The sequence below is a fragment of the Cyanobium sp. ATX 6A2 genome (genome assembly GCF_024346355.1).
In the GTDB taxonomy this organism is placed as follows: Bacteria; Cyanobacteriota; Cyanobacteriia; order PCC-6307; family Cyanobiaceae; genus NIES-981.
This window is the reverse complement of sequence record NZ_JAGQCU010000005.1, coordinates 136,203-160,811: the sequence shown is the minus strand read 5'-3', so window position 1 is coordinate 160,811 and position 24,609 is coordinate 136,203. Positions and strand designations below refer to the sequence as shown.

Below are 24,609 nucleotides of genomic sequence, written 5' to 3'. Positions count from 1 at the left end.
AAGACGGCTGCTTTGGCAGCAGCACGAAGGGCCGTGGCATTGCCCTGCGATAAATTGGACGTTCCTCAACAGAGGCGACGGTGAGCAAGCCAGGCGGCACGATTCAACCAGCCGGAAATCAAAAGAAAAGCTGAGATTCGGGCCGACGTATCTACCGTAAGCTGCTCGTCAATGGCGATAAAGGGCTAGTCCAACTACCGGATAAGATCGTGGCTGCGCACGATCTATCCTTGTTCGTTAGCCAACCTGTTCAATTGGCTGAGCATGAAGCCGCAACCCAAGAGCTTTGGCAACTTTGAGAACCGTCGCGAAACTTGGATTTCCTTCGGAGCTGAGTGCCCTGTACAAGCTTTCTCGACTCAGCCCAGCATCCTTTGCCACTTGTGACATGCCCTTGGCGCGAGCAATATCTCCAAGAGCTCGTGCAATACCGGCAACATCCTCAGGCGCTTCTTCTAGCCAAGCATCAAGATAGGCGGCCATTTCTTCAGGAGTCCTAAGGTGCTCCGCCACGTCATAGGGAGTAATCCTGGCAGCTTGAGAATTGGAAGCTGGTTGTGCTTGGGTCATTGAAAGAAACTCTGAAACTGCCGGTTTAACTCAAGGGCCTTTGCGATGTCTTTTGACTGAGTTGATTTGCTGCCTCCAGCAAGAAGCAGTAGGAGTTGATCACCCCGCATCGAGTAGTAAACCCTGTAGCCGGTTCCAACATCAATCTTCAATTCAGAAACGCCTTCCGTGAGATTTCGGAAAACCCCAGGATTGCCATGGATGAGGCGATCAACACGCATGAGCACGCGTGCTCTTCCAACTTGATCCTTGAGGTTGTCAATCCACTTTTGGTAGGCATCCGTCTTGGCGACCCTCATCTCCCTACTGTAGCCCCTGAGCTACGGATCGACAACGGATGCCATCGCACTAGGTTCCTTGGCTAACGCTGCCCCTGAATTGCAGGCAAGAAGAGTGGGCTATGGGTGAGAACTTTATGGTGGCCTGACCACTCGAAGGACATGTTATCCGTTCCTCTATGCCGTGACACTTCTCTGCAGTGCTTCCTGAGCGAGGGTGTTCAGACTCTTCCCCTGCACCTCTGCAGTCATCGCCAGCTTCTCATGCAGTTCAGGAGGAATCCGAAGATTGAACTTGCCAGAATACTGTCTACGTGGCTCGATTCCTTTCTCCTTGCAGACTTCAAGAAAAACCTCCAGTGATTTCTTGAATTCTCGACGAAGCTCATCTGGGCTTGATCCATAGAAGTCCGCTCCTCCAGAGATCCCAAGAATCTCCCCGCGAAACTGATCTGTTTCCTCGTCGTACTCAATCTTGGCGTGGTAGCCGTCCACATTCATCAGATTCATGGTGTCACTCCGTGTTCTTCGAACCATTTGCGGATTGAAGCAACAGCACCCTTGTCTGTATCGGGCGATGGGTGGGGTCTGTGGAAGACCCTGACTTCGCCAAACGGAACGACCGCGACTCGGCTGCCCGCCCTCTCGCTTACCTCCCCACCAAGCTCCTGAAACAGGGCTTCGATGTCCCTCCACGGCAAGCTGCCGCTTACAGGTCGGGAGAAGATCAGCTCAAGGGTGCGGTGGTGCTTTCGCTTCATTCCATCATGGTACTGCCTCTCGGTACCAGATGCGGCTACCTCTCAACGGCTTGCTGGATACGGATAACGCTCCAGATCAGAAGCGGGCATGAATCTCGGCATAGAAGACAGCCATCGCTCCCGCCTTCTGTATCTGGATGTTAGAAGGTGTCATCTTTCAGGCAAGCAGATAGGATATCAATAAGTTGGGAAACAACTTCTGAAAGCTTGGAATGGGTGAGATGGCCTGCAACTCCAAGAATGAGAGCCTCATTGGCAGTGAAGAGCTTGGTGCCACGGATGAAACTGTCTCGCTTGATGCCTCCGGAGAAGAAGTCGGTCTCTTTGAGGGACAAGGCATGAAGATCGCCATATTGCTTGCTGGTGATCTGGCATAGCAGGAAATCACCTCTGCCCGCTTCAGCTAGAACCAGAGCAGGTCTGCGCTTGGATTGCGATAGATCAGAATAGGGAAATGGGATAATTACAACATCCCCTACTGAAGGTGCGCCCATGCTTCTTCTTCATCCTGATTGAGCCAATCTTTTGAAAGCGAGGGTTCGCTTAAGGCAATTCCGCTGAAAGCTGAATCCTTCTCGCTTGGTGGCACTGCGACCAAGACCTTGAGGCCCTTTTCTAGGTGAACTGATGTATTGAGCCGTATTCTTCCGTCAGGCTCAACGACAGCTTCATAGAGGTTTTCCATTCCCTTCTTTGGATCTCCCTTGCATTCGTGCTCCATCCTAGCCAGGAAATTATCGAACAGCCTCCCCCTGGCTTGCCAAAGGGAGCCTGGGCATGTCTACCCAAGGGATTGAGTCGACAGTCTCCCACCCATCCTTCTAACACTGTTGCTGAGCGGCAGCCGTAGCGCGAAGCGCGGAGAGAGCCGGCCAGCACCGCTGGCAGGCTGTCCGCTCGAGCCACGGGTAGACCGCACGTCGTTGGCAGTGCCGCAAGGTCATACGTACAGCCTGCCCTTCAGTACGGACCATCTGTCAGGCGCTCCGACAACCACCACAGATTGCCGAATGGGTCTCTGATTCCGCCCTGCCTGTCATTGTATGGCATGTTCGCTACATCCATGATCTTTACGCTCCCCGCAGACATGGCCTTCAACATCGCCTCATCAGCGCTCTCGACGTAGAGGTAGTACGACGCCGCCATGGCAGGAAACTCTGTTGATGCCTCACTGACCATGACAGTTGATGTTCCAATCTGCACTTGTGCGTTTGCGATCCGCTCGCCGTTCATGTGGCGGCCTATCTCGACACCACCAAATGCCTTAGCGAGGAATTGAAGAAAGCGGTCAGCGCCTTCCACGAAGAAGTACGGAGTGACGGTATTGAAACCCGGTGGAATGCGCATGGAATCTGCGTTTGAGCGGCCTAACGCTCCAGATCAGAAGCGGGCATAGATTTGCGGGTTGAACACAGCCTGAGCTCCCGTCTTCTGGATCTGGTTGTTAGGCAATCCTTCACTTGTCACGAAGACTGCGACGAATGGCCTTAAGCTCAGTTGCGATTTCTAGCAGCGATGCGGCTGATGGGTCGTACCGCACACCAATAAAGCTTAGACCAACGCTTCTCAGCACTGAGGTTGAGACCTGCCATCTTTCTAATTGTTGTCGGCGTACTTCAATACCTGGTCCAGAGCAATCAACAGCAATGGAACCTTCGTCATAATTACTAACAAGTAATTCAAACTCTGCTGCCGTGCCAGGATTGAGAAATGCGAAGGCTAGCTTTCCCTTTGAGCCTTCAACGAAACAGTCAATATGCTGCCAGAACTCGCCTAGATCTTCGGTTGGCTTAAGATAGTGAATTGCGCATGTGGGATTTGCCGAAATGGCTACAGAAATCTTTTCCATCACATCGTTGCCAGAGTTTCCTACACGGATTGTTACTAGTGTTACAGAGCGGGGTGAAACGCCATTGATCTCGACCTTGATTGGAATCGCTGACGTATCAGCCAGGTCGGATGGGATGAGTTCAGACTCCGATACGGTTGCCCAAGAAAGCACCCTGCGTTTACGGGTAAGCTTTGGAATGATGTAACCACCTGCCAAGATACTGAGCAAGCATGACACAGGCCAGCCAATGAGCGTTAGGAAGTCTTTCGTTTCCATTAAGGAGCTTCCTTGCGGTTGTGTTTAACTCTTTTCTTGATTGGGAGGCAAGGAGCTTGGTAGAAGATGGTATTCATGCGAGGGGCGCACTCTTAGATGTTGCTAGGGCACAATATCTTTAATGCTACTTGCAGCCCGTGTCAGCCGAAGATAGAGGTCAGTTGTTCGCCCTCTTCCACCCGTATAACTCACATAAGAACCTGTGAACTCTTCATAGCAACCAGATCGCTGGAGTCGAACCAACAATGCACGGAGAAGAGGCTCGCCTAAGCCTAATTTGGATTTTACATCGGCAACGAAGCCCGGCCAGAAGCGCGATGCGCGCTGAAGCTCATTTTCGCCCTCTTCGATGGGATTGGCTTTTTCGTGCTCATTTAGAAGAGCCAATATTACCAGTTCACGATGCGATAGTTCGTCTGTAAGCCCAATCAGCTCTTCATATTCGTCTACGTCAGACACCCTTCCATCGAAGCTTCCACGTAAAAGCCTTGCTAAGAACCTTATCTTTTCATGCCTACGGCTTCGTAGAACAGCACTAAGGGTCGCGAAGTAGCAGTGCAAAAAATCATTACTACGAGTCAGTTCCTCTGTTAGGGGCACGCTCCCCGAGCCAAGTTCATCAAAGAATACCTGCAGCTGCTCTTCTCGATATCGATTCAGCTGGGCAAGCAGAGCAGACTCGATCGCTGCTCCGATTCCGAAAGGAATCAGTTGAACCAATCCACGAAGGACTGGTTGGTGCTCATATCGTGCAAGCAGTTGAGTCGCGGATTCAGATGGTTGCATGTGAATTGGTTTTGACTGCCTAACGCTCAATGGGCGGGTCCGGTATCCGCCCGTTTTCCGTCCCTATGGTCAGCCTAAACATCCTTGGGGACCTCCGTTCATGGGGTGAAAGTCAGTTCTGGGCTTCGGTTTTCGTGCTTCAGGGCTACCCAGGCGAGGATTTTATGCGGATCCGATAACGGCTTGTTCGTCCTGATACACAATCAAAGCTCGTCGGCTGGGCTGGCGACACCCAGGGGGCCGCGATTCAGCACGTGGGTGTAGATCATCGTGGTCTTCAGGTCGCTGTGGCCCAGCAGTTCCTGAATGGTGCGGATGTCCTGCCCGCGCTCCAACAGGTGGGTGGCAAAGGAATGGCGCAGGCTGTGGCAGGTGGCCGGCTTGCTGATCCCCGCAGCCAGCACAGCCTGGCGCACCGCTTTCTGGATCAGGGTGGGATCCAGGTGGTGGCGTCCCTGTTCACCGGTGGCCGGATTGCACCAGCGGCTGTGTTGCGGGAACGCCCACTGCCAGCCCCATTCCACAGGCGCATTTGGATATTTTCGGGCGAGGGCGTGGGGCAGCTGCACCCGTCCCCAGCCATCGGCCAGATCCCGTTGGTGGATCGTCCTCACCTCCTGCAGATGGCAGCGCAGCGGATCCGCCACGCGACGGGGCAGCAGGGTGCGACGGTCCTTGCCGCCCTTCCCGTCGCGCACCGTGAGTTCCTGCCGGCTGAACTCCAGGTCATGCACCCGCAGCCGCAACGCTTCCATCAGCCGCAGGCCGCTGCCGTAGAGCAGGCCCGCCACCAGCGCCTCGGTCCCCTCCAGCTGCTGCAGCACAGACGGCACCCACTCCGTGGATGGCGCAGCCCGTGGAAGCGCTGAAACCTCCTGAGCCACTGCTCATAGGTCGTCACCGTGCGGCGGGCGTAGTGGCGCACCTGCAGTTCCTCGCGGTAGCGCTGGATCAGCCCGGCCGGTCGGCTTGGGGTGGTCATCGATGGGGCGGCGGCACAGGTTCAGGATTCCCCGCCCCGCCGGGGGCCCGCGTCCCCAATCCGGGCGCCGGCACTCCTTAACTGGAGTTCACCCCGGAAGCTCCTGCCATGGCTCCCGCCGATCCCGCTCCGACACACGCCCTGGAGCCACCCGCGCCGGAAGACGCCGGCGGCGGCGGCGGCTGGCCCCTGATCGACGGCTGGGCCCGCGCCACCCTCTCCCCCACCGGTCCCCGGCTCTGGCAGACCCTCACCCACAAGAGCGCCTGCCTGTCGTGCGCCTGGGGCACCGGTGGCCAGAACGGCGGCTTTCGCGATGAGCTGGGCGAGCCGCTGCAGCGCTGCCTCAAGAGCGTGGAGGCGATCGGGGCCGAGCTGCAGGCGGCGGTGCCCCGCGAGGTGTTCGCCGGCCGCACCATCGCCGAGCTGCAGCAGCTCACCTCCGCGGAGTGCGACCGGCTGGGCCGGCTCGACCGGCCCCTGATCCGCCGCGCCGGCAGCGAGCACTACGAGCCGATCGGCTGGGAGGAGGTGCACGCCCTCACCGCCGCGGCCTTCCGCAGCCCGCCGCCCGAGCGCGTGGCCTCCTACAGCTCCGGCCGCTCCTCCAACGAGGCCGCCTACCTGCTGCAGCTGCTGCTGCGCGCCCTGGGCACCAACAACCTGGCCGATTGCTCCGACCTCTGCCACGCCCCCTCCACCATCGGCCTCAGCCGCGTGTTCGGCAGCGGCACCTCGATGGTGAACCTGGAGAGCCTCCAGCACGCCGATGGCGTGGTGCTGGTGGGCTCCAACGCGCCGGCCAATCACCCGCGCCTGATGAACGAGCTGATCCGCCTGCGCGAGCGCGGCGGCACGGTGATCGTGATCAACCCGGTGCTGGAGGCCGGGCTGCTGAAGTTCGGCTCGCCGGCCTTCCCGGTGCGCTCCATGCTCGGCGGCGGCAGTGAGATCGCCTCGCTGTTCCTGCAGCCCATCCCCGGCTCCGACACCGCGGTGTTTCTGGGCCTGCAGAAGGCCCTGCTGGAGCGCGGCGCCGTCGCCTGGGAGTTCCTGAAGGCCCACAGCGAGGGCTGGCAGGAGCTGATCGCCCAGATCGAGAGCACCGGCTGGGAGGCGATCACCGCCTGCTGCGGCCTCAGCCGCGAGGAGCTGGAGCACACCGCCGCCCGCCTCGCCGCCTGCCGCGCCGTGGTGTTCGCCTGGGCGATGGGCATCACCCACCATGCCAACGGCACCACCAACGTGCAGGCGATCGCCAACACCGCCGTGCTCAGCGGCAACGTGGCCCGGCCGGGGGCGGGCACGATGCCGATCCGCGGCCACTCCAACGTGCAGGGCTTCGGCTCGATGGGGGTGACGGTGCACCTGCGCGAGCCGATGCGGCTGGCCCTTGAGCAGCTGCTCGGCCGGCCCCTCAGCCGCGTTCCCGGCTACGACACCCGCGCCCTGATCGAGGCGGCCGAGCGCGGCACGGTTGACACGCTGCTGTGCCTGGGCGGCAACCTGTTCGGCGCCAATCCCCACAGCGCCCAGGCCCGCCGCGCCCTCGGCCGCATCGACACGATCGCCTACCTGGCCACCAAGCCCAACACCGGCCACTTCCACGGCCTGGCGGCCCGCCACACCCTGCTGCTGCCGGTGTACAACCGCTTCGAAACACCCCACCGCACCACGGTGGAATCGGGCAACAACTGGGTGCGGCTCAACGAGCCCGGCAGCACCCACCTGCGCAGTGGCCAGCTGATCAGCGAGGTGGCGTTCCTGGCCGAGCTGGCCCACCGCCTGCACGGCGACACGCCGATCGACTGGCGGCGCCTGCAGGATCCGGTGTACGTGCGCGAACTGATCGCCTGCACCGTTCCCGGTTACAAGGCGATGGCGGGCATCGACACGAGCCGGCGCGAATTTGAGGTGAGCGGCCGGGTGTTCCACGAACCCCGCTTCGCCACCCCCAGCGGCCGTGCCCGGCTGGCGGCCACGCCCCTGCCGGATCTCACCCTGCCCGAGCCGGAGCACTTCGGCGGCCTGGCGCCGGGCGAGCGGGGCCTGGTGCTCAGCCTGATCACCGCCCGCAGCTATGGCCAGCACAACACCGTGGTGTACAAGCAGGGCGACCAGTACCGCGGCATGCCGCACCGCCACACCCTGCTGATCAACCCCGCCGATCTGGTTGCCAGCGGTCTGGCCGCCCACCAGCGGGTGACCGTGCAGGGGGAGGTGGGCGCTCTGGAGGGGGTGGAGCTGATCCCCGGATCGATCCGCAGCGGCGCGGCCCTGATGTTCTACCCGGAAGCGAATGTGCTGATGCGGGCCGTGAGTGATCCGCACAGCGGCACCCCCGCCTTCAAGCGGGTGCCGGTGCTGGTGCGCGGGCGCTGATGAGGGTCAGCCCGACCTTCGATCTGAATAAGCCTGCGGGTGTCGTCATCCATGCTCCTGTACACACCAGTTCAACTCCCGCAACGGCTCAGGTGCAGTTCCTGGCGATTCTTGAGGCTCAGCGAACCCGCCGATCGCGGCCTGGCCCGCTGAGGCATGGTTGACCACTCTGGCCCGATGCTGCTGGCCCTGGCGCTGGTGGCCTTTTTCTATGCCTCCGTGGGCCACGCCGGCGCCTCCGGCTATATCGCCGTGTTCAGTCTGTTCGGTGTTGAGGCCAGTGCCATCAAGCCGCTGGCTCTGGTGCTGAATGTGGCCGTGGCAGCGCTGGGGACCTGGCAGTTTCTGCGGTCCGGCCACCTGAGGCTGGGGCGCATCTGGCCCGTGTACCTGCTGGCGATTCCCAGTGCCTTTCTGGGCGGCTATCTCGATCTGCCGATTCGCTGGTTCAACGGGCTTGTGGGGCTGGTGCTGCTCACCTCGGCAGCGCGCTTCGTGCAACAACCGCGTGATCCCGAGCAGCTGCGCGATCCGCGTCCCTCCACCCTGCTCCTCACCGGGTCGAGCCTCGGCCTGCTGGCTGGTCTCACCGGTACCGGCGGCGGGGTGTTCCTCACGCCGCTGCTGGTGCTGATGGGCTGGTGCCGCACCCGCGAAGCCGCCGCCGTGTCGGTGCTGTTCATCCTGCTCAACTCCCTGGCGGCTCTGGGGGGATTGCTGCTGACCCGCCAAACGGTGCCGCCCCTGCCCTGGCCCCTGTTCCTCACCGTGGCCCTGGCCGGCGGCCTGGGATCGCGGCTGGGCAGTGCTCACTGGCCCGTGGCGACCATCCGTCGCACCCTGGCCGCCGTGGTGGCGGTGGCCGGCATGCGGCTCCTGCTGAGCGATTGAGCCCCGGCTGCTCCCGCAGGCTGTCAGCCGCCCAGGTAGGCCATCTCTGCCGGCGCGGGCCGCTGATCACCCAGGGCAAGCGCGGTGCGCTCCTCGCTGTAGCGGTCGTGGCGTTGCCGCCAGAGGCGGGCGAGCGTCCGCTCCAGGGCCTCGGCGTCGGGGCTGGGTCGCAGCCAGGGCCGCAGGTCGGTGCCCTGGGAGCCGAACAGGCAGGTGTAGGCGATGCCATCGGCGGTGATGCGCAGGCGGTTGCAGTCGCCGCAGAAGGGGGCACTGATCGATGCCACCACGCCCAGGTGGCCGCCCCCATCGCGGAAGCGCCAGCGGATCGCGGTGCCATGGGGGTCGCGCCCCACCGGATCGAGGGGCCAGCGGCGGTTGATACGGCCCACCATCTCGGCGGCGCTCAGCACCGCCTCGGGCCGCCAGCCGTTGCGGTTGCCCACATCCATGAATTCGATCAGGCGCAGCTCCAGGCCCCGCTGGCGGGCCAGCCCGGCCAGGGGCAGCAGTTGGTCGTCGTTGGCGCCGCGCTGGATCACGGCGTTGAGCTTGATCTGGCCGCGCTCCGCAGCGAAGCCGGCGCTGCGGGCGTGCTCGATCGCCGCCAGCACCTGCTCCAGCTGGGCCTCGCCCCGGCGTCGCCGGGTGTCGGCATCACCGCCGCTCAGGCCGGCCATGCGGGCCACGGCCGTGCCCGTGACGCCATCGAGGCTGAGGGTGAGGCGATCCAGCCCCGCCGCGCGCAGGGCCCGGGCCCGTTCGGAGGTGAGCAGCACGCCGTTGCTGGTGAGGGCGATCTCCCGCAGGCCCCGGGCCCGCAACGGCTGCACGGCGGCCACCAGCGCCTCCAGCCCTGGATTCAGCAGCGGTTCGCCGCCGGTGAGCCGCAGGCTGCCCGCGCCCAGGGCCACCGCCGCCGCCACCAGGGCGCGGCGTTCCTCCAGGCTCAGCAGCCCCGGGGGCTCTGCGCCATCGGGCAGGCAGTAGGGACAGGCCAGGTTGCAGCGTGCCGTGAGGGACAGGCGCAACACCCCGAGAGGCCGCCGCAGCTGATCGAAGGGCTGGGTTGGTCGATCCATCATTGGATCCATTGGATCCGCTGGGCTGACGCTGGCCAGAGCGGCCGGAAACTGATTCACGCCACCAGCCTCACCGCATCGCCTACGGCCACGGGCCCCGGCTTCAGCACCGTGAGCCGGATGCCCGCCACCACGTTGTTGTGGCGGGCCGTGGCGCGCAGGATCTCGATCTCCTGGGGCAAGCCCCCCTGGGCAAGGGTGGTGACCACACAGCGGGGGCAGCCGTCGTTCACCCGCAGCTCGAGGCTGTCGCCGATGCGCAGGGTGTGGCCCACCCAGCCCTCCTCAACGAAGCCCTGCTCACCCTCGCTGGGGCGGATCAGCAGGTTGGGACGGAACCGTTCCGCAGCGAAGTCGAGCCGTGGCTCCAGTTCTTGCAACCGCTCCAGGGTGGCGGTGGTGAGGGCGTGGATCGGGCAGGAATCGAAGAACGTGCCGCTCGGCAGCACCAGCTCGTTCACCACGTTCTGGAACTGCCGTTCCGCCACATCGGGCCAGTACTGATCGAGGCTGGCCCGTTCGGGGGCCTGATCGAGCAGGGTCACCGGGCGACCGAGAAGGTCGCTGAGCCCCTCGCTGGCGCCCGGATCGCTGCTGAGCAGCACCTCGCTGCTCCCCGATTCGCCAGCGCCCGGAGGGGCCAGCGAGATCCGCACCGGGGGCGTGGGCGCCGAGGGCTGCGGTGGTTGCACGAACGCCGCCCGAAATCCAAGCAGGGCCTGCCACAGCCGGGGGTTCTTGGCACTGGCCACCCGGCCGGTGGCGTGATCCCAGAGGGCATAGGCGCGATCACCGCACACCCCCCGCTCGGTGATCAGCACCCGCTGGGGCTGTTCACCCAGCATCGATTTCACCGGATAACGCCAGAGCGCCTCCACCTCGCCCACGGCCTCGCCCGCCACCCGTTCCGTCATGCCCGCCACCCGCTGCACTGCCTCCACATCACTGCCACCGGCATCACTGACGCCGTTGCCGATCCCATCCAAAGCGGGCGGGTTGATGGCAAAGGTTCAGTGCACACCGTTGGACACCGGCTCCGCCCCGCCCGACCAGTCCTGGGGGCAGTTGACATTGCGCAGGCTCCGGGCTTCCAGCGCCACGCTGCGCCAAGGGTGGCTGGCGAGCCAGTGCTGCAGGCGCCGCTCCCCCCCCGCCACCGCGATGGCCAGGTGGGCGCTCAGCTCCCGTTGGCCGGGGTACACCCCCAGCAGCGGCTGCAGGCGCCCACCGTCGTGGGCAAGGTGGATGCACCCGGGCTCGGCCGCGGCAGCCGCCCGCAGCGCCTGCAGGGCATCCAGGTTGAGCCAGGGCATGTCCACGGGACAGAGCAGCAATGCCGCATCGGGGTGGTGCTGCATCAGCCGGTGCAGGGCCAGCAGCGGCCCCTCCCAGGGGGGGGGTTCCGGGATTGGCGTGATCGGCAGCGCGGTGGTGGCTGCCAACTGCCAGGCCAGCTCCAGATGGCTGCCGTGGCGACTGAGCACGCTGATCGGCAGCTGCAGCTGGCCCAGCAGCATCAGGCTGCGCTCCAGCCAGGTGCCGCCTTCGGGATGGCTCAGCAGCGCCTTGTCGCGCCCCATGCGCCGACTGGCGCCCCCGCTGAGCAGGCAGCAGCGCAGCGGCGCAGGCTGGCGCTGGGCTACTGGTTGCCCGGAGTGGCTCATGCCTGCAGCAGGCCGAACTCGGCCAGCGCCCTCGGCAGGTTGCGGTGTTCGTGGCCGGGGTGGCTGAGCTTCACCAGGGCGAAGCGCTGCAGTTCATCGAGCTCGCTCCAGCCCCTGGTCCGCACGGCCAGACCCAGCTGGGCGCAGGAGGCAACCAGCCCTTCCGGGAGCTGCTCGGCCTGCTGCCAGGGTTCGCCGGTGGGCCGCGGCAGTTCCTTGGCCCGGCCGGGGCTCAGCGCGGCGGTGCGTTCCAGCAGCTGCTGGCGCAGGGCTGCGATGGAGTCGGGGTCGTCGGGCCAGGCGAGCAGCTCGGCGCGTTCGCGCTCGCTGAGTTCGCTCCAGTGCTGCAGCTTCAGCTTCACCCCGGCCAGATCGAGCTTGCGCCGTACGGCCATGGGGATGCAGCGCAACGCCGCGGTGAAGTCGGCCTCGAACTGGAAGCAGGTGTTGGCGAGGGTGGTGGCCAGGGTTGTGATGCGAGCCAGGCGCCATTCCAGCGCGGCAGGATGGGGGTTGGGCAGAGCGGTCCGATTCCCCCCGTTCGGATGCCAGCGCCACCAGGTCCGGCAGCGTCGGCTTGGGCGATTCACGTTTCCCTCCCGGCCTGGCGATGGCTCAAGATTCCCCTGGTCTGCCGGCCGCCCCAGCCCCTGCTGCCGCCCGGGCCCAGTGCCCCTACTGCGGCGTGGGCTGCGGCCTGGAGCTGAAGCCGCCCGACAACCTGGCCCCAGTCCCTGGCGAGGCCGCGCCCGATGGCCAGTGGACCGCCCGTGGCGACCGCCACCACCCCTCGTCGCTGGGCCAGGTGTGCGTCAAGGGCGCCACCGTGGGCGAGACCCTGCACCACAACCGGCTCACCACGCCCCTGTGGCGCGCCTGCACCGACCAGCCGTTCACCCCGATCAGCTGGGAGCGGGCCTTCAGCCTGCTGGTGCAGCGCATCCAGGCCACCCTCGCCACCAGGGGGCCCCAGGCCCTGGCCATCTACGGCTCCGGCCAGATGCTCTGCGAGGACTACTACCTGGCCAACAAGCTGCTCAAGGGGTTCCTGGGCAGCAACAACTTCGACAGCAATTCCCGCCTGTGCATGAGCTCGGCGGTGGCGGGCTACCAGCGCAGCCTCGGCTCCGACGGCCCCCCCTGCTGCTACGACGACCTCGACCTGGCCGATCTGGTGCTGCTGATCGGCACCAACACGGCCGAGTGCCATCCGGTGCTGTTTCAGCGCCTGCTCAAGCGCAAGCGCAAACAGCCCGATGGCCTGCGCCTGGTGGTGGTGGATCCGCGCGCCACCGCCACCAGCGACGCCGCCGATCTGCACCTGGCGATCCGGCCGGGCAGCGATCTGGCCCTGCTCTGTGGCCTGGGCCACCTGCTGCTGGAGCGGGGCGGGGTAGGTCACGCCTTCGTGGCGGCCCACACCGAGGGCTTCGACGAGCTGGAGACGCTCTGGCGCGCCTGGGATTGCGAGCGGGCCGCGGCGGTGTGCGGCATTGCCGCCGCCGATCTGCGCCAGCTGGCCGAGTGGTGGCTTGGGGCCGCGGGCGTGCTCAGCCTCTGGTCGATGGGGGTGAACCAGAGCCGCGAGGGCACCGCCACCGTGGCCGGGATCTGCAACCTGCACCTGGCGAGCGGCCAGATCGGCAAGCCGGGGGCCGGCCCCTTCTCGCTCACCGGCCAGCCCAACGCCATGGGCGGCCGCGAAGTGGGCGGCCTGGCCCAGCTGCTGCCCGGCTACCGCGCCGTGGCCGATCCCGAGCACCGGGCGGAGCTGGAGCGCCAATGGGGTCTGGGGCCCGGATCGATCGCCCCCCAGCCCGGCCTGGCGGCCTGGCAGCAGATCGAGGCGATGGAGTGCGGGGAGCTTGACCTCTGGTGGGTGGCGGCCACCAATCCGCTGGTGAGCCTGCCCAGCCTCGATCGCGTGCGGGCGGCGGTGGCCCGGTGTCCCCTGGTGGTGCTGAGTGAGCCCTACGCCGGCACCGAAACCGAGGCGGTGGCTCACCTGGTGCTGCCGGCGGCCCAGTGGAGCGAGAAGGACGGGGTGATGGTGAACTCCGAGCGCCGGGTCACCCTCTGCTGCGCCTTCCGCCAGCCTCCCGGCGAGGCCCGGCCCGACTGGGCGATCTTCGCGGAGCTGGGGCGTCGCCTGGGTTTCACCGAGCAGTTCAGCTACGGCTCAGCCGCAGAGGTGTACACCGAATTCGTGGCCCTCACCGCCGGGCGGGTGTGCGACAGCAGCGGCCTCAGCCACGCCCTCCTGGCCGAGCACGGCCCCCAGCAGTGGCCCTTTCCCGCCGGCACCGCCCCCGGCGGCGGCCAGGCGCGGCTCTATGGCGGCGTCGAGTCCTTCCCGGGAGCACCCCCGGGGCACCGTTTCCCCAGCCCATCCGGCAAGGCTCGGCTCTGGGCTGATCCGCCCCTGGGCCTGGCCGAGCCCCCTGATGACTCCTACCCGCTGGTGCTCACCGTGGGCCGGGTGCTGGGCCACTGGCACACCATGACCCGCACGGGCCATGTGGCGCGGGTGAGCAAGGCGTATCCCGAACCGCTGCTGGAGGTGCACCCCGAGGATGCGGCGCGCGCGGCCCTGGCCGATGGGGTCCTGGCCCGGGTGTGCTCCCGCCGCGGTGCCATCACCGCCAAGGTGCAGATCAGTGAGCGCATCCGTGCCGGCACGGTGTTCCTGCCCATGCACTGGGGCGCCGCTCAGGGGGAGCTGGCCTGCGAGGCCAACAAACTGATGCATGAGCTGGGCTGCCCGATCTCCAGGCAGCCGGAGCTCAAGGGAGCGGCGGTGACGCTGGCGCCGGTGAGCTGATGGCGCCGCTCTGACTCAGTCCACGTCGTGGGCGTAGCGGCGGAAGAGGAAGTCGAGGGCGTGGTTGCGCAGCTGGCCGTAGCGGGGGTCGTCCTGGATGGCCTCGTAGTTGCGGGGCCGCTCGAACGGCACCTCCAGAATCTCCCCGAGCGTGGCCGAAGGCCCGTTGGTCATCATCACGATCCGATCGGCCAGGAACAGGGCCTCGTCGATGTCGTGGGTGATCATCAGCACGGTGGGTTTCTGTTCCTCCCAGATCGCCAGCAGTTCCTCCTGCAGCTCCTCCTTGGTGATCGCGTCGAGGGCGCCGAAGGGCTCATCGAGCACCAGCACCTCCGGTGACACGGCGAGGGCGCGGGCAATCGCCACCCGCTGGCGCATGCCGCCGGAGATCTGGCCGGGGCGCTTGGTGCGTGCCTCCATCAGCCCCACCATGTCCAGATGGTGGGCCACCACCTCGCGCCGGGTGGCCCCATCCAGCTCGGGCCGGGCCGCTTTCACGGCCATCTCCACGTTCTGCCACACCGTGAGCCAGGGCAGCAGCGAGTAGTTCTGGAACACCACCATGCGATCGGGGCCGGGCCGCTCGATCGGCGTGCCGTGCAGCGTCACGGTGCCGCTGCTGGGCTGCAGGAAGCCCGACACCATGTTCAGCAGGGTGCTCTTGCCGCAGCCGGAGTGGCCGATCACGCACAGGAATTCCCCCTGCTGCACCTGCAGGTTGATGTCGCGCAGGGCTTCGAAGGGGCCGCGGCGGGTCTGGAACACCTGGCCCACCCCCCGGAATTCCAGAAAGGCGCTGGCGCTGCCGGCGGTGGTGGAGCTGGTCACGGTGGAGCTGGATGCTGCGGAGCTGAAGGGTGCGGTGGCGGTCATCGGTGCTGACGCAATGGGATCAGGCGGCGGCTCGGGGTGCGTGGCGGGCGGCCTGTTTCAGCCGGCGCTGCTCCTGCAGGAAGTGGATCAGCTCAGCTCGCAGGTGGTAGTAATCGGGGTGCTCCATCACCGTGAGCCGGTCGCGGGGGCGGGGGATGGGCACCTCCACGATGCGGCCGATGCCGGCCGCCGGACCGTTGCGCAGACACACCACCCGGTCGGAGAGCAGGAGCGCCTCATCCACGTCGTGGGTCACCATCACGGCGGTGAGCTCCGATTCCTGGCAGATCTGCATCAGCTGCTGCTGCAGGTTGCCGCGGGTGAGAGCATCCAGCGCCCCGAAGGGTTCATCGAGCAGCAGCAACTTGGGCCGGATTGCCAGGGCCCGGGCGATCGCCACCCGCTGCTTCATGCCGCCAGAGAGTTCCGCCGGAAACTTGCCGGCGGCGGCCGTGAGGGTCACCAGCTGGATGTTGCGCTCCACGATTTCGCGCCGTTCCTGGGGCGCGAGCTGGGGATAGACGGTGTTCACCGCCAGGGCGATGTTCTGGCGCACCGTGAGCCAGGGCAGCAGCGAGTAGTTCTGGAACACCACCATCCGGTCGGGCCCCGGATCGGTGACCTGACGGCCATGCATCAGGATGCCTCCCTCCGTGGCCTGGCTGAGGCCCGCCATCAGGTTGAGCAGGGTGCTCTTGCCGCAGCCCGAGTGACCGATCAGCGTGATGAACTCCCCGGCGCGGACGTCGAGATTCACCCCCTGCAGGGCCACATAGCGCCCACCCCCGTCGAGGGGGAAGGTCTGGGTGACGGCATCCACCGTGAGCAGTCCGGTGGCCATCTCAGTTCTCCCCCCGGCTCACGTTGCGACCCACCCAGGCCACCAGCCTGTCGAGCAGAAGACCCACCACGCCCACATAGAGGATGGCCAGGATGATCTGGCTGGAGCTGGAGTCGCCGCCGGCGTTGTAGGCATCCCAGATGAAGTAGCCGATGCCGCCGTCGGCCTTGAGCATCTCGGCGGCCACGATCGCCAGCCAGGCCAGCCCCACCGCGATGCGCAGCCCGGTGAACACATAGGGCACCGTGGCCGGAATCACGATGTTGCGGATGTAGGCCCGCTTGCTGAGGCGCAGCACTCGGGCCACATTGGTGTAGTCCTGGGGAATCTCCTGGATGCCCACCGCCGTGTTGATGATGATCGGCCAGATGGCGGTGATGAAGATCACGAAGATCGCCGAGGTGTTGGCGTCCTGAAACACCATCAGCGAGATCGGAAACCAGGCCAGCGGCGGCACCGTGCGCAGCACCTGCACCACCGGGTCGAAGCCCTTGCCGAAGAAGCGGTTGAGACCCAGCAGGCCGCCGATGGAGATGCCCACGACGGCCGCCAGGCCATAGCCCATGGCCACCCGCTGCAGCGAGATCAGGATCTGCCAGCCCAGGCCCTTGCTGGTGCCGCCTTCATCAAAGAAGGGTTGGCTGATGTAGGGGTCCCAGGTGTCCACGATCACGTTGACGGGACCTGGCAGGCGAGCCGTCCCGAGCAGGGCCGAGAGGATCTGCCAGGTCACCAGGAAGGCGCCGATGCAGAGGATGTAGGGGAGCGTCTGCCTGAGGGCGGGCAGGCGCAGGAGGCCGGCTTGCCGCCGGCGCGGGGGGCTGAGGGTGGTCATCGAGGCTGGATGGAGTCAGGACAAGCGCGGCTGGGGCAGCGCCCGGGTGTTGGAGCGTTCAGCTCGGGCAGGGTCACTTGAGGGCCTTGATGGTCAGGCCGGCCAGGTAGGCCTGGGGATCCTCCGGATCGAACACCACGCCGTCGAAGAATGTTTCCTTGCCGCGCGAATCGCTGGCGGGAATAGCTTTCTCCTGGCCGATCGCGATCGCGGCCTCCTTCCAGAGGTCGGAGCGGTTCACCTTCTCGATCAGGGCCTTGGTGTCGGTGTCCTGAGGCAGGTAGCCCCAACGGATGTCCTCGGTGAGGAACCAGAGGTCGTGGCTCTTGTAGGGGAAGGAGTAGGAGTCGGTGTCCTTCCAGAAATGCATGCGCAGGGGCGAATCGGTCACGCTGCGGCCGTCGCCGAAGTCGAATGTGCCCGCCAGACGCGGCTTGATGTCAGCCACGCTGGTCTTGAAATACCTGTCCTTCGAGGTGATCTCGCAGAGCTCGTCGAGATTCGCGGGGTCCTGGCACCAGATCTGGGCCTCCTGCACCGCCATCAGCAGTGCTTGTGTGGCCTTCGGGTTCTTGTCCACCCAGTCGGCCCGGATCGAGAAGGCCTTCTCGGGGTGATCCTTCCATAGCTCACCGGTGATGGCTCCGGTGTACCCGAGCTTCTGGTTCACCAGGCGCTGGTTCCAGGGCTCACCCACGCAGAAGGTGTCCATGGTGCCGGTCTGCATGTTGGCCACCATCTGGGCCGGCGGCACCACCACCAGGTCGGCCTCGGTGACGGGGTTCACGCCGTTGGCCGCCAGCCAGTAGCGCATCCACAGATCGTGGGTGCCGCCTGGGAAGGTCATCGCCGCCTTGAGCAGCTTGCCACCGGCTTTTTTCCTGTCGGCGATCGCCTTGATCTTCGGGTCCTTGATGGTGACCTTCTCGGCCAGGAATTCGTTGGAGAGCGATAGTCCCTGGCCGTTGACGTTGAGCCGGGCCAGGATGTACATCGGCAGCGGCTTCTGGCTCTTGGTGATCGAGCCCGTGGTGAGCAGATAGGGCATCGGCGTGAGGATGTGGGCCCCGTCGATGCCGCCGCGATCACTGCCCAGTTCCAGGTTGTCGCGGGTGCCGGCCCAGGAGGTCTGCTTCACCACCTTCACGTCGGGCATGCCGTGCTTGGCGAAGAAGCCCTTCTCCTTGGCGATGATCAGCGGCGAGGCATCGGTGAGGGCGATGAAGCCCAGGGTGGCGCTGCCTACTTCAGGACCGTCACCACCGCCGGTGGCCGGCGCCTCGGAGGTGGTTTTCTGGCCGCCACAGGCACTCAGCCAGATGGCACCGGCCGCACTGCCGGCGGCGGTGAGCAGAAAGCGACGACGGGAAAGATTGGACATTGGACTTCGCAATGGATGCCGGAGTGGCGAGATAGTGCACTCCGGACGGGCTCCACAACGAAGCGCACCGAACCGGTCTGAATCTGTGGTCGGCGCTCCATGCTGACCGACCAAATCAGGTCAACACACCAGCCCCCTGGCGCAGGGTTGCTGTTGTTACCGATCCCCTGTTTGGTGCGCAAGCGGTGACCGCCTTTCAGCGCGCCAGGGTCTGGCGCAGGCGTTCGCCACAGCGCGCGGCCAGCAGCGCGCGGGCCTGCTCCAGAGCGTTCTCCAGGGAGTCGAACTGATCGGCCAGCCACAGACAAGCGCCCAGGTTCCAGAGCAGGGCCTGGCCCAGGGGGCCCTCACCCCGAAGGGCGGCCAGGGCGTCGTGCTGCCAGGTTTCCAGGCTCTGCCAGGGCGTTTCCTCGCCGTGGAGGCCGTGGTCACGGGGGTGCAGCAGGATCCGCTCCACCGCCTCCCCCCGCAGCCGTGCGGTGATGCCCGCCCGGCTTGTGGGCAGATCGGTGGAGCCCTCCAGGCCCTTGACGGTGAGCACGTTGGTTTCGCCGGCGGTGGTGAGAGCGTCCCAGGCCCGCTTTTCGGTGGGCGGATGCACGAACCCGCTCACCAGCAGGTGGTCGCCGCGGTGGGGGGTCCAGAGCAGTTCCAGGCTGGCCACAGGGGGCCGTTTGCCGATCTCGTCCCGTGCCGGCAGGAGCCGTTCCGCGGCCGGGAAATGATCCGGTTGATGGGTGAGCACCAGGTTGTGCTGGTGCAGACACTGCTGCAGCGCCGCCAGCGGCTGGCCTCGCCAGTCGATGCCGATGGCCGCGAACAGCTCTGCCAGGGCGACACCGAATTTCACCGGCATCGGATCGCCGCCATGCAGCACCACGGGCAGACCGGCGCTGGCCAGCATCAGGGCGGTGAGCGGCAGCATCGGTGAGGTGCGGCTGCGGCCGTCGTAGGGCACGCCGAAGCAGAGGGCCTGACGGCCCGGCGTTTCCAGCACCGGACCATGACGGCGGTAACTGTCGAGCATGCCGGCCAGCTCGATGGGCAGCGGCCGGCGGATGCGGTGGGCAATCAGAAACGCCCCCATCTGGGCGTCGCTGACCCGGCCCTCCAGCATCAGATCCATAGCGTGCTCGGCCTCGGCGCGGCTGAGGCCGGTGCTGGTGTGCTCGCCGCTGCCCACCTTGCCGATCAGCTCACGGAAGCCGGCCCGATCCACTCCGAGGGCCTGCAGCCGATGGAGACGCCGCGCTTCGCCCGCGGCTCCATCGGCTGCATCCGGTGTCAATGGAGTTGTCGGTAGCGGTTGCGACACGGAAAGGCGGCACTTCGGCACACAATCTGCCTCGCCCCCAGCGGAGGGGGACCTCGATCATCGGGGCCGGCGCAGCTGTACCAGGCGCCACCCCTCCACCACTCCTGCTCCCGGCTGCGTAGCTCTCATCGACGCTGGCTCGGGCCCGAACCGGAGCCTCGGGCTCCATTGGGCATGCCGAGGTTGTCCAGCGCGTTGCAGCCCTGCCCCATGATCAGTCCTTCGCCCTCTTCGGCCGCCAGGCCCCCTGTGGGTGCCCATCCCCCGCTCAGCAAGATCGAGCAGGCCAAGGCCGAGCTCTGCGGCCTGGAACTGGCCCCCCGCCTTGAGGCGCTCGGGCGTGACGGCTGGGAGGCGCTCGATGAGGCCACCCTCACGATCCGGCTGAAGTGGCTGGGAATCTTCTTCCGCCCCGTGACGCCGGGCAGGTTCATGGTGCGGCTGCGGTTGCCGAATGGCGTGATCAGCGCCGAGCAGCTGGAGGTGCTGGCCGAAGCCGTGGATCGCTGCGGCGAACACGGCAGCGCCGACATCACCACCCGCCAGAACATCCAGTTGCGAGGCCTGCTGCTGGAGGACATGGCGCCGCTGATGGCGGCGCTGGAGCGGGTGGGTCTCACCAGCCGTCAGTCGGGCCACGACAACCCCCGCAACATCACCGGCAACCCCCTGGCCGGTATCGATCCGGAGGAGTTCGTCGACACCCGGCCGCTGGTGGAGGCGATCCAGGCGCGGCTGCTGGCGGCCGATGGCCCCCGCAACCTGCCGCGCAAGTTCAACGTGGCCGTGGGCGGGGCCCCCGACAGCTTTCTGCTGCACAACGATCTCGCTTTCCTGCCGGCGCTGCGCGAGGGCGAGCTGGGGTTCACGGTGATGGTGGGCGGATTCTTCTCCGCCCAGCGCAACGAGCTGGCCATTCCCCTGGGCCTGTGGCTGCAGGCCGGGCAGCTGCCCGCCTTCACCCTGGCGGTGCTGCGCCACTACGCGCGTCACGGCAACCGCCAGCAGCGCACCAAGAGCCGGCTGATGTATCTGATTGATCAGCTCGGCCTGGAGGCGTACCGCCTTGCGGTGCTGGACACCTGGGCCGACCTGGCGGCAGAGGTCGGGGTGGACCAGGGGGGCGTTCCGGCCGAAGCCTGCCCCCACGACGGCAGCCACCTGGTGAGCCGTGCCCCCCGCGACGGCCTCGGCGTGCAGCCCCAGAAGCAGGACGGGTTGCACTGGCTGGGACTGCACGTGCCGATGGGGCGCCTCGATGTGGCCGCGATGCTGGAGCTGGCGCGCCTGGCCCGCATCCACGGCAGCGGCGAGCTGCGCCTCACCGAGGCCCAGAACGCCCTGATCGTGAACGTGCCGGCCGACCGGGTGGAGGCCCTGCTGGCGGAGCCCCTGCTGAAGCGCTTCCGGCCCGATCCCTCTCCCCTGCAGGCGGAAGCGGTGAGCTGCACCGGCAGCGCCTACTGCAGTTTCGCCCTGATCTCCACCAAGGGCACCGCCCAGGCGGTGCTGGAGGAGTTGGAGCGGCGGGTCGAACTGCCCCATGCCGTGCGCATGCACTGGACCGGCTGCCCCAACGCCTGCGGCCAGCCCTACATGGGCCAGATCGGGCTGATGGGGGCCAAGGCCCGCAAGGACGGGGCGATGGTGGAAGCGGCCAAGATCTTTCTGGGCGGTTCGATGGACGCCGACCCAAAGCTCGCCGAACTGCACCACAAGGGCGTGCCGCTGAGCGACCTCCCGGATGTGCTGGAAGCGTTGCTGGTGGAGCGCTTCGGTGCCCGCCGTCTGTCCGTCGCATCCGCCTGAGGGCTGGGCACTGCGCCGCTGCCCCCGTGTCAGTGCTAGTACCCACGCGGGGCGTGTCGAGCCCCCTGACCTCACCGATGGCTCACGCGGGGTGATCGCCCTGGCATCCGTCCAGCCCTCTCCCACCGACCTTCCGGCCAGCGGCGATCCCGCTCGCTGGCGCTGGTTGCAGCAACTGCGTCGGTATCACGAGCTGGATCCGGAACCGTGGCTGTGGGCGGTGGAGCGTGGCCTGCTGGAGCCCCGCAGCGATCTGCTGGCGGTGTTGGCCGAGCGCCTGGATCCCGTGGCCCAGCGGCGCCTGCTGTGTTGGTGGCGGCGCCAGCCCCGGCCGGATCCCGCTCTGCCCGGGCTGGTCGCCCGCGATCGGGATGGCGCCACCGCCGCCTGGTTGCGGGCCCAGCTGGCGCCTGGTCCCGCCGCCCTCCAGGGCGGGCTGCAAGCGGAGATGGCGGCAACGCTGCTGCCGCTGCTTGGGCACCAGCGGCAACGCCAGGCCTGGCCGCTGCTGGAGGCCTGGCTGCGGGCGCCGATCGCCACCCCCCTGCGCCGTGCCGCCCTGGAGGGAGTGGCCCGGGGGCTGCCCGTCTGGCCCCGCCCCGCTCTGGTGGCCTGCCTCACCAGCCTGGCGGGCGACCTTGACCCCCGGCTGGCGGCCACCGCGGTGGATCTCCTGGCCCGCCTGCCCGCCTGCCGGCGCTGGTTGGTGCCGCTGACCCGGCGTCCCCTGGCGGTGACCGTGGCTGAACGCTTGCAGCGACGCCTGGCCGCCACGCCGGCCCAGCCCCTGCTGCTGGTGGTGCATGGCCGCAGCGGCGGCGCGCTGCCAGCCGAACTGCAGGCCCTGGCGACGGAGCTGGAGCAGCGTCGCGGCACCCCGGTGCGGCTGCAGGCACTCACGGCCGACGCGCCGCCGGCCGCGGCTGCGTTGCTCAAGCCCGGCCTGGCCCTCACCCTGGTGCCGCTGCTGCTGCTGCCGGGGGGGCACGTGCGTCACGACCTGCCGGTGATCGTGCGCCACTGGCGGCGCCACACCCGCGTGCGGCGCCTGCCGTTCCTGGGGGCATGGCCAAGCTGGCAGCGCGCTCTCCAGCACGAACTGGCGGCCATGGCTGCCGCCGGAGCAGGGGAGCAGGAGCCGCCGCTGCTGCTGCATCATCCCGTCGAGGGCCGCCTGGCCGGCCGCTTCCTGTCCCACCTGGAGTCGGCCTGCGGTGGCCGTTGTCTCGCCACTCCATACAGTGCCGAGCATCTCGCCGCGCTCCAGCTGACCCTTTCAGCCCCGGCCCTGCCCCTGGCTCTGGCGGCCAACCGCTTCACCGATCTGCTTGGCGATCAGGTTGGAGCGCCGCTGCTGCAGCGCCCCGGCCTGCGCCGGCAGCTCCTCGATGCGCTGGAGGCCCTGCCATGACCTCCGGATCCGGCGGCCCGCACCCCAGCGGCACTGTCTATCTGGTGGGTGCCGGCCCCGGGGATCCCGAGCTGCTCACCGTGCGGGCCCACCGGCTGCTCGGCCAGTGCGACGCCCTGGTGCACGACGCCCTGGTGCCCACCGCCCTGCTCGAGCTGGTGCCCGCCGGCTGTGAACGGCACTTCGTGGGCAAGCGCCGCGGCCACCACTCGCTGCCCCAGCCCAGCACCAATGCCGTGCTGGTGGAGCTGGCCCGCCGCCATCGCTGCATCGTGCGACTCAAGGGCGGTGACCCCTTCCTGTTCGGCCGCGGCGGCGAGGAGGCGGCCCACCTGGCGGCCCACGGCGTGGCCGTGGAGGTGGTGCCGGGGGTCACCGCCGGCATCGCCGCGCCGGCCTATGCCGGAATCCCCGTGACCCACCGCAGTGCCGGCTCCAGCGTCACCTTCGTGACCGGCCACGAGGAGATCGACAAGCAGCGCCCAGGCGTCGACTGGCGCGGCCTGGCCCGCAGCAGCGACGGCCTGGTGATCTACATGGGGCTGCACAACCTGGGCCGCATCGCCGAGGAGCTGCTGGCCGGCGGCCTGGCCGACGACACCCCGGCCGCGATCATCCAGCAGGGCACGGTGCAGGGCCAGCGGCTGCTGCTCAGCCCCCTGGCCCAGCTGGCCGAGCGGGCCGAGGCCGAAGGGTTTGCATCCCCCTCGATCGTGGTGGTGGGGGAGGTGGTGGCCCAGCGGGTGAGCGCCTGCTCCCCCACTCCGGCGGCTGTGGAGATGCCGATTCCGCTCTGAATCGCTGGAGCGAATCAGTATCGCTCCAGCGATTCAGTCCATCTGCAGCACGCTCCGGGTGCGCTGGCGCCGGCGCTGGTCCTGGGCCTCGAAGTGCTCCATGCAGTTGCCCTGCGGGGCCAGCAGGCAGCTCACGTAGTCGGAGGCGTCCACCAGGGCGGCGCGCAGGGCCTTGCCCACCGGGGTGCGCTCGGTTTCGCTGCTGGAGTTGTCGTAGCGGAAGGTGCCCGCCGCCCCCACCAGGGCCTGGCCGCCCCGGCTCATCGGCACCCCCAGGATGGTGAGCCCGGCGGCCGGCAGCAGGTTCACGCCCTGCTGCCGGCTCTCGGCCGTGCTCGTGGCCGTTCCCTCCACCGTGCGGAAGCCCACCACCTCGCCGGTGGTGCTGTCCACCACGCGGATGTCGATGGCCACATAGTCGCTGGTTTCGGCCTGCTCCCGGCGGCCGCCGATGCCCAGCAGGCTCATGCCGCCCCCGGAGGTCTTGCTGGCCACGTTGGATTCGTAGGAGCTCACGGTGCCGAGCACGATGAAGCGGGCGCCGGTGACCTGGCCGCGCTGGGCGGCTGAGGCCCCTTGGCGCACGATGCCCAGCTCCACCAGCTCCTGCTCGGAGAGCACCGCTTTGAGGTTGCTCCGCTCCACCACCTGCAGCCCGCCGCTGGCCTGCAGCTCATTGGCCAGGGCCGCCGAGAGGTCGTCGGCCACCGGGCCACTCCACCACCACGACTGGTTCACGGTGTTCTTGAACTCGGGCACCGACACGGTGGGCCGGCCCGTTGGCGCCGGCCCCTGAGCCAGGGCCGGCGCGCCGCCGGCGCTCAGGGCCAGGGCCAGGGTGAGGGTGAGACCCGTACGCCAGCGGGCCAGATGCCGGCTGGGGGATGGTTCAGGATTGATCGTGGTGGGCTTCGTCATCGTCAGCTTTCGCGTCCTGCTTCCAGCCGTCGTATTCAAGCAACCACGATCAAGCTGAAGACAATCGGAACTCACCGGCCCAGTGCGGGCTTTGGTAGTTCT

The 24,609-nt window shown here is 66.9% G+C and carries 24 protein-coding genes and 2 pseudogenes; 6 read left to right on the top strand and 20 right to left on the bottom strand.

Annotated features, from left to right (window positions below):
- Positions 1-237: 237 nt before the first annotated feature.
- From KBY96_RS07080 to KBY96_RS07035, 10 genes and pseudogenes are all read right to left on the bottom strand, one after another.
- Positions 238-570: an addiction module antidote protein gene (locus tag KBY96_RS07080; protein WP_254978654.1), complete on the bottom strand. Its 333-nt coding sequence runs from the start codon at positions 568-570 to the stop codon at positions 238-240.
- The gene (locus KBY96_RS07075; RefSeq protein ID WP_254978653.1) at positions 567-869 is read right to left on the bottom strand and encodes a type II toxin-antitoxin system RelE/ParE family toxin; all 303 of its coding nucleotides are present in this window, start codon (positions 867-869) and stop codon (positions 567-569) included. Before KBY96_RS07075 ends, KBY96_RS07080 begins: the two co-directional genes overlap by 4 nt.
- Positions 870-1,025: 156 nt before the next feature.
- Entirely contained in the window at positions 1,026-1,358 is a 333-nt protein-coding gene (locus tag KBY96_RS07070; RefSeq protein WP_254978652.1) for a type II toxin-antitoxin system HicB family antitoxin, read from the bottom strand.
- Complete coding sequence (locus tag KBY96_RS07065; protein WP_254978651.1) at positions 1,355-1,609, bottom strand: type II toxin-antitoxin system HicA family toxin; 255 nt, start codon at positions 1,607-1,609, stop codon at positions 1,355-1,357. The genes KBY96_RS07070 and KBY96_RS07065 overlap by 4 nt, the downstream gene beginning before the upstream one ends.
- A gap of 140 nt (positions 1,610-1,749) precedes the next feature.
- Positions 1,750-2,103, bottom strand: coding sequence for a type II toxin-antitoxin system PemK/MazF family toxin (locus KBY96_RS07060; RefSeq protein WP_254978650.1), 354 nt, complete (start codon positions 2,101-2,103; stop codon positions 1,750-1,752).
- Complete coding sequence (locus KBY96_RS07055) at positions 2,085-2,330, bottom strand: hypothetical protein (protein ID WP_254978649.1); 246 nt, start codon at positions 2,328-2,330, stop codon at positions 2,085-2,087. Before KBY96_RS07055 ends, KBY96_RS07060 begins: the two co-directional genes overlap by 19 nt.
- Positions 2,331-2,569: 239 nt before the next feature.
- Positions 2,570-2,956: a VOC family protein gene (locus KBY96_RS07050; protein WP_254978648.1), complete on the bottom strand. Its 387-nt coding sequence runs from the start codon at positions 2,954-2,956 to the stop codon at positions 2,570-2,572.
- A 109-nt stretch (positions 2,957-3,065) separates the two neighbouring features.
- Entirely contained in the window at positions 3,066-3,668 is a 603-nt protein-coding gene (locus tag KBY96_RS07045; protein WP_254978647.1) for a hypothetical protein, read from the bottom strand.
- Positions 3,669-3,818: 150 nt separating this feature from the next.
- Positions 3,819-4,436 (bottom strand): hypothetical protein, encoded by a 618-nt coding sequence (locus KBY96_RS07040; protein WP_254978646.1) that lies wholly within the window; start codon positions 4,434-4,436, stop codon positions 3,819-3,821.
- A gap of 269 nt (positions 4,437-4,705) precedes the next feature.
- Positions 4,706-5,484: pseudogene (locus KBY96_RS07035) on the bottom strand (integron integrase).
- A gap of 108 nt (positions 5,485-5,592) precedes the next feature.
- Here KBY96_RS07035 and KBY96_RS07025 point away from each other — a divergent pair.
- Together KBY96_RS07025 and KBY96_RS07020 are read left to right on the top strand one after the other, a co-directional pair.
- Entirely contained in the window at positions 5,593-7,866 is a 2,274-nt protein-coding gene (locus KBY96_RS07025) for an FdhF/YdeP family oxidoreductase (protein WP_254978644.1), read from the top strand.
- 156 nt (positions 7,867-8,022) lie between these two features.
- Positions 8,023-8,757, top strand: coding sequence for a sulfite exporter TauE/SafE family protein (locus KBY96_RS07020; RefSeq protein ID WP_254978643.1), 735 nt, complete (start codon positions 8,023-8,025; stop codon positions 8,755-8,757).
- 23 nt (positions 8,758-8,780) lie between these two features.
- Here the strand turns inward: KBY96_RS07020 and KBY96_RS07015 are convergent, their stop codons facing one another.
- Genes KBY96_RS07015 through KBY96_RS07000 form a run of 4 tightly spaced genes read right to left on the bottom strand, consistent with a single transcriptional unit; the run spans position 8,781 to position 12,093 of the window.
- Positions 8,781-9,839 (bottom strand): GTP 3',8-cyclase MoaA, encoded by a 1,059-nt coding sequence (locus tag KBY96_RS07015; protein WP_254978642.1) that lies wholly within the window; start codon positions 9,837-9,839, stop codon positions 8,781-8,783.
- Between the two features lie 56 nt (positions 9,840-9,895).
- Positions 9,896-10,825: an MOSC domain-containing protein gene (locus KBY96_RS07010; RefSeq protein ID WP_254978641.1), complete on the bottom strand. Its 930-nt coding sequence runs from the start codon at positions 10,823-10,825 to the stop codon at positions 9,896-9,898.
- 24 nt (positions 10,826-10,849) lie between these two features.
- Positions 10,850-11,503 (bottom strand): NTP transferase domain-containing protein, encoded by a 654-nt coding sequence (locus tag KBY96_RS07005; RefSeq protein ID WP_254978640.1) that lies wholly within the window; start codon positions 11,501-11,503, stop codon positions 10,850-10,852.
- On the bottom strand, positions 11,500-12,093 hold the full coding sequence (locus KBY96_RS07000) for a nitrate reductase associated protein (RefSeq protein ID WP_254978639.1): 594 nt from the start codon (positions 12,091-12,093) through the stop codon (positions 11,500-11,502). Before KBY96_RS07000 ends, KBY96_RS07005 begins: the two co-directional genes overlap by 4 nt.
- Positions 12,094-12,113: 20 nt before the next feature.
- Between KBY96_RS07000 and KBY96_RS06995 the strand changes: the two genes are divergently transcribed.
- Positions 12,114-14,324, top strand: coding sequence for a molybdopterin oxidoreductase family protein (locus KBY96_RS06995; protein ID WP_254978638.1), 2,211 nt, complete (start codon positions 12,114-12,116; stop codon positions 14,322-14,324).
- A 15-nt stretch (positions 14,325-14,339) separates the two neighbouring features.
- Here the strand turns inward: KBY96_RS06995 and KBY96_RS06990 are convergent, their stop codons facing one another.
- The 5 genes and pseudogenes from KBY96_RS06990 to KBY96_RS06970 all read right to left on the bottom strand — a co-directional run bounded on the left by KBY96_RS06990 (position 14,340) and on the right by KBY96_RS06970 (position 19,545).
- Positions 14,340-15,200: a nitrate ABC transporter ATP-binding protein gene (locus KBY96_RS06990; protein ID WP_315859475.1), complete on the bottom strand. Its 861-nt coding sequence runs from the start codon at positions 15,198-15,200 to the stop codon at positions 14,340-14,342.
- Between the two features lie 52 nt (positions 15,201-15,252).
- Positions 15,253-16,041, bottom strand: a pseudogene (locus tag KBY96_RS06985) (nitrate ABC transporter ATP-binding protein); the annotation flags it as partial.
- A gap of 1 nt (position 16,042) precedes the next feature.
- A complete protein-coding gene (gene ntrB / locus KBY96_RS06980) occupies positions 16,043-16,876 on the bottom strand; it encodes a nitrate ABC transporter permease (protein ID WP_254978637.1) in 834 nt (277 codons plus the stop codon).
- A gap of 73 nt (positions 16,877-16,949) precedes the next feature.
- Positions 16,950-18,257 (bottom strand): CmpA/NrtA family ABC transporter substrate-binding protein, encoded by a 1,308-nt coding sequence (locus KBY96_RS06975; RefSeq protein WP_254978636.1) that lies wholly within the window; start codon positions 18,255-18,257, stop codon positions 16,950-16,952.
- Positions 18,258-18,453: 196 nt separating this feature from the next.
- Positions 18,454-19,545 carry an anthranilate phosphoribosyltransferase family protein gene (locus KBY96_RS06970; RefSeq protein WP_315859474.1) on the bottom strand — a complete coding sequence of 364 codons (1,092 nt, stop codon included), beginning with the start codon at positions 19,543-19,545 and terminating at the stop codon, positions 18,454-18,456.
- Between the two features lie 237 nt (positions 19,546-19,782).
- On the opposite strand from KBY96_RS06970, the gene KBY96_RS06965 reads away from it, so the two are divergent.
- The 3 genes from KBY96_RS06965 (at position 19,783) to cobA (ending at position 23,589) form a co-directional block, all read left to right on the top strand.
- A complete protein-coding gene (locus KBY96_RS06965; RefSeq protein ID WP_254978635.1) occupies positions 19,783-21,381 on the top strand; it encodes a ferredoxin--nitrite reductase in 1,599 nt (532 codons plus the stop codon).
- 91 nt (positions 21,382-21,472) lie between these two features.
- Positions 21,473-22,792 (top strand): CbiX/SirB N-terminal domain-containing protein, encoded by a 1,320-nt coding sequence (locus KBY96_RS06960; RefSeq protein WP_254978634.1) that lies wholly within the window; start codon positions 21,473-21,475, stop codon positions 22,790-22,792.
- Positions 22,789-23,589 (top strand): uroporphyrinogen-III C-methyltransferase, encoded by an 801-nt coding sequence (cobA, locus tag KBY96_RS06955; protein WP_254978633.1) that lies wholly within the window; start codon positions 22,789-22,791, stop codon positions 23,587-23,589. The genes KBY96_RS06960 and cobA overlap by 4 nt, the downstream gene beginning before the upstream one ends.
- Positions 23,590-23,622: 33 nt before the next feature.
- Here the strand turns inward: cobA and KBY96_RS06950 are convergent, their stop codons facing one another.
- Positions 23,623-24,507 (bottom strand): CsgG/HfaB family protein, encoded by an 885-nt coding sequence (locus tag KBY96_RS06950; RefSeq protein WP_254978632.1) that lies wholly within the window; start codon positions 24,505-24,507, stop codon positions 23,623-23,625.
- Positions 24,508-24,609: the final 102 nt, after the last annotated feature.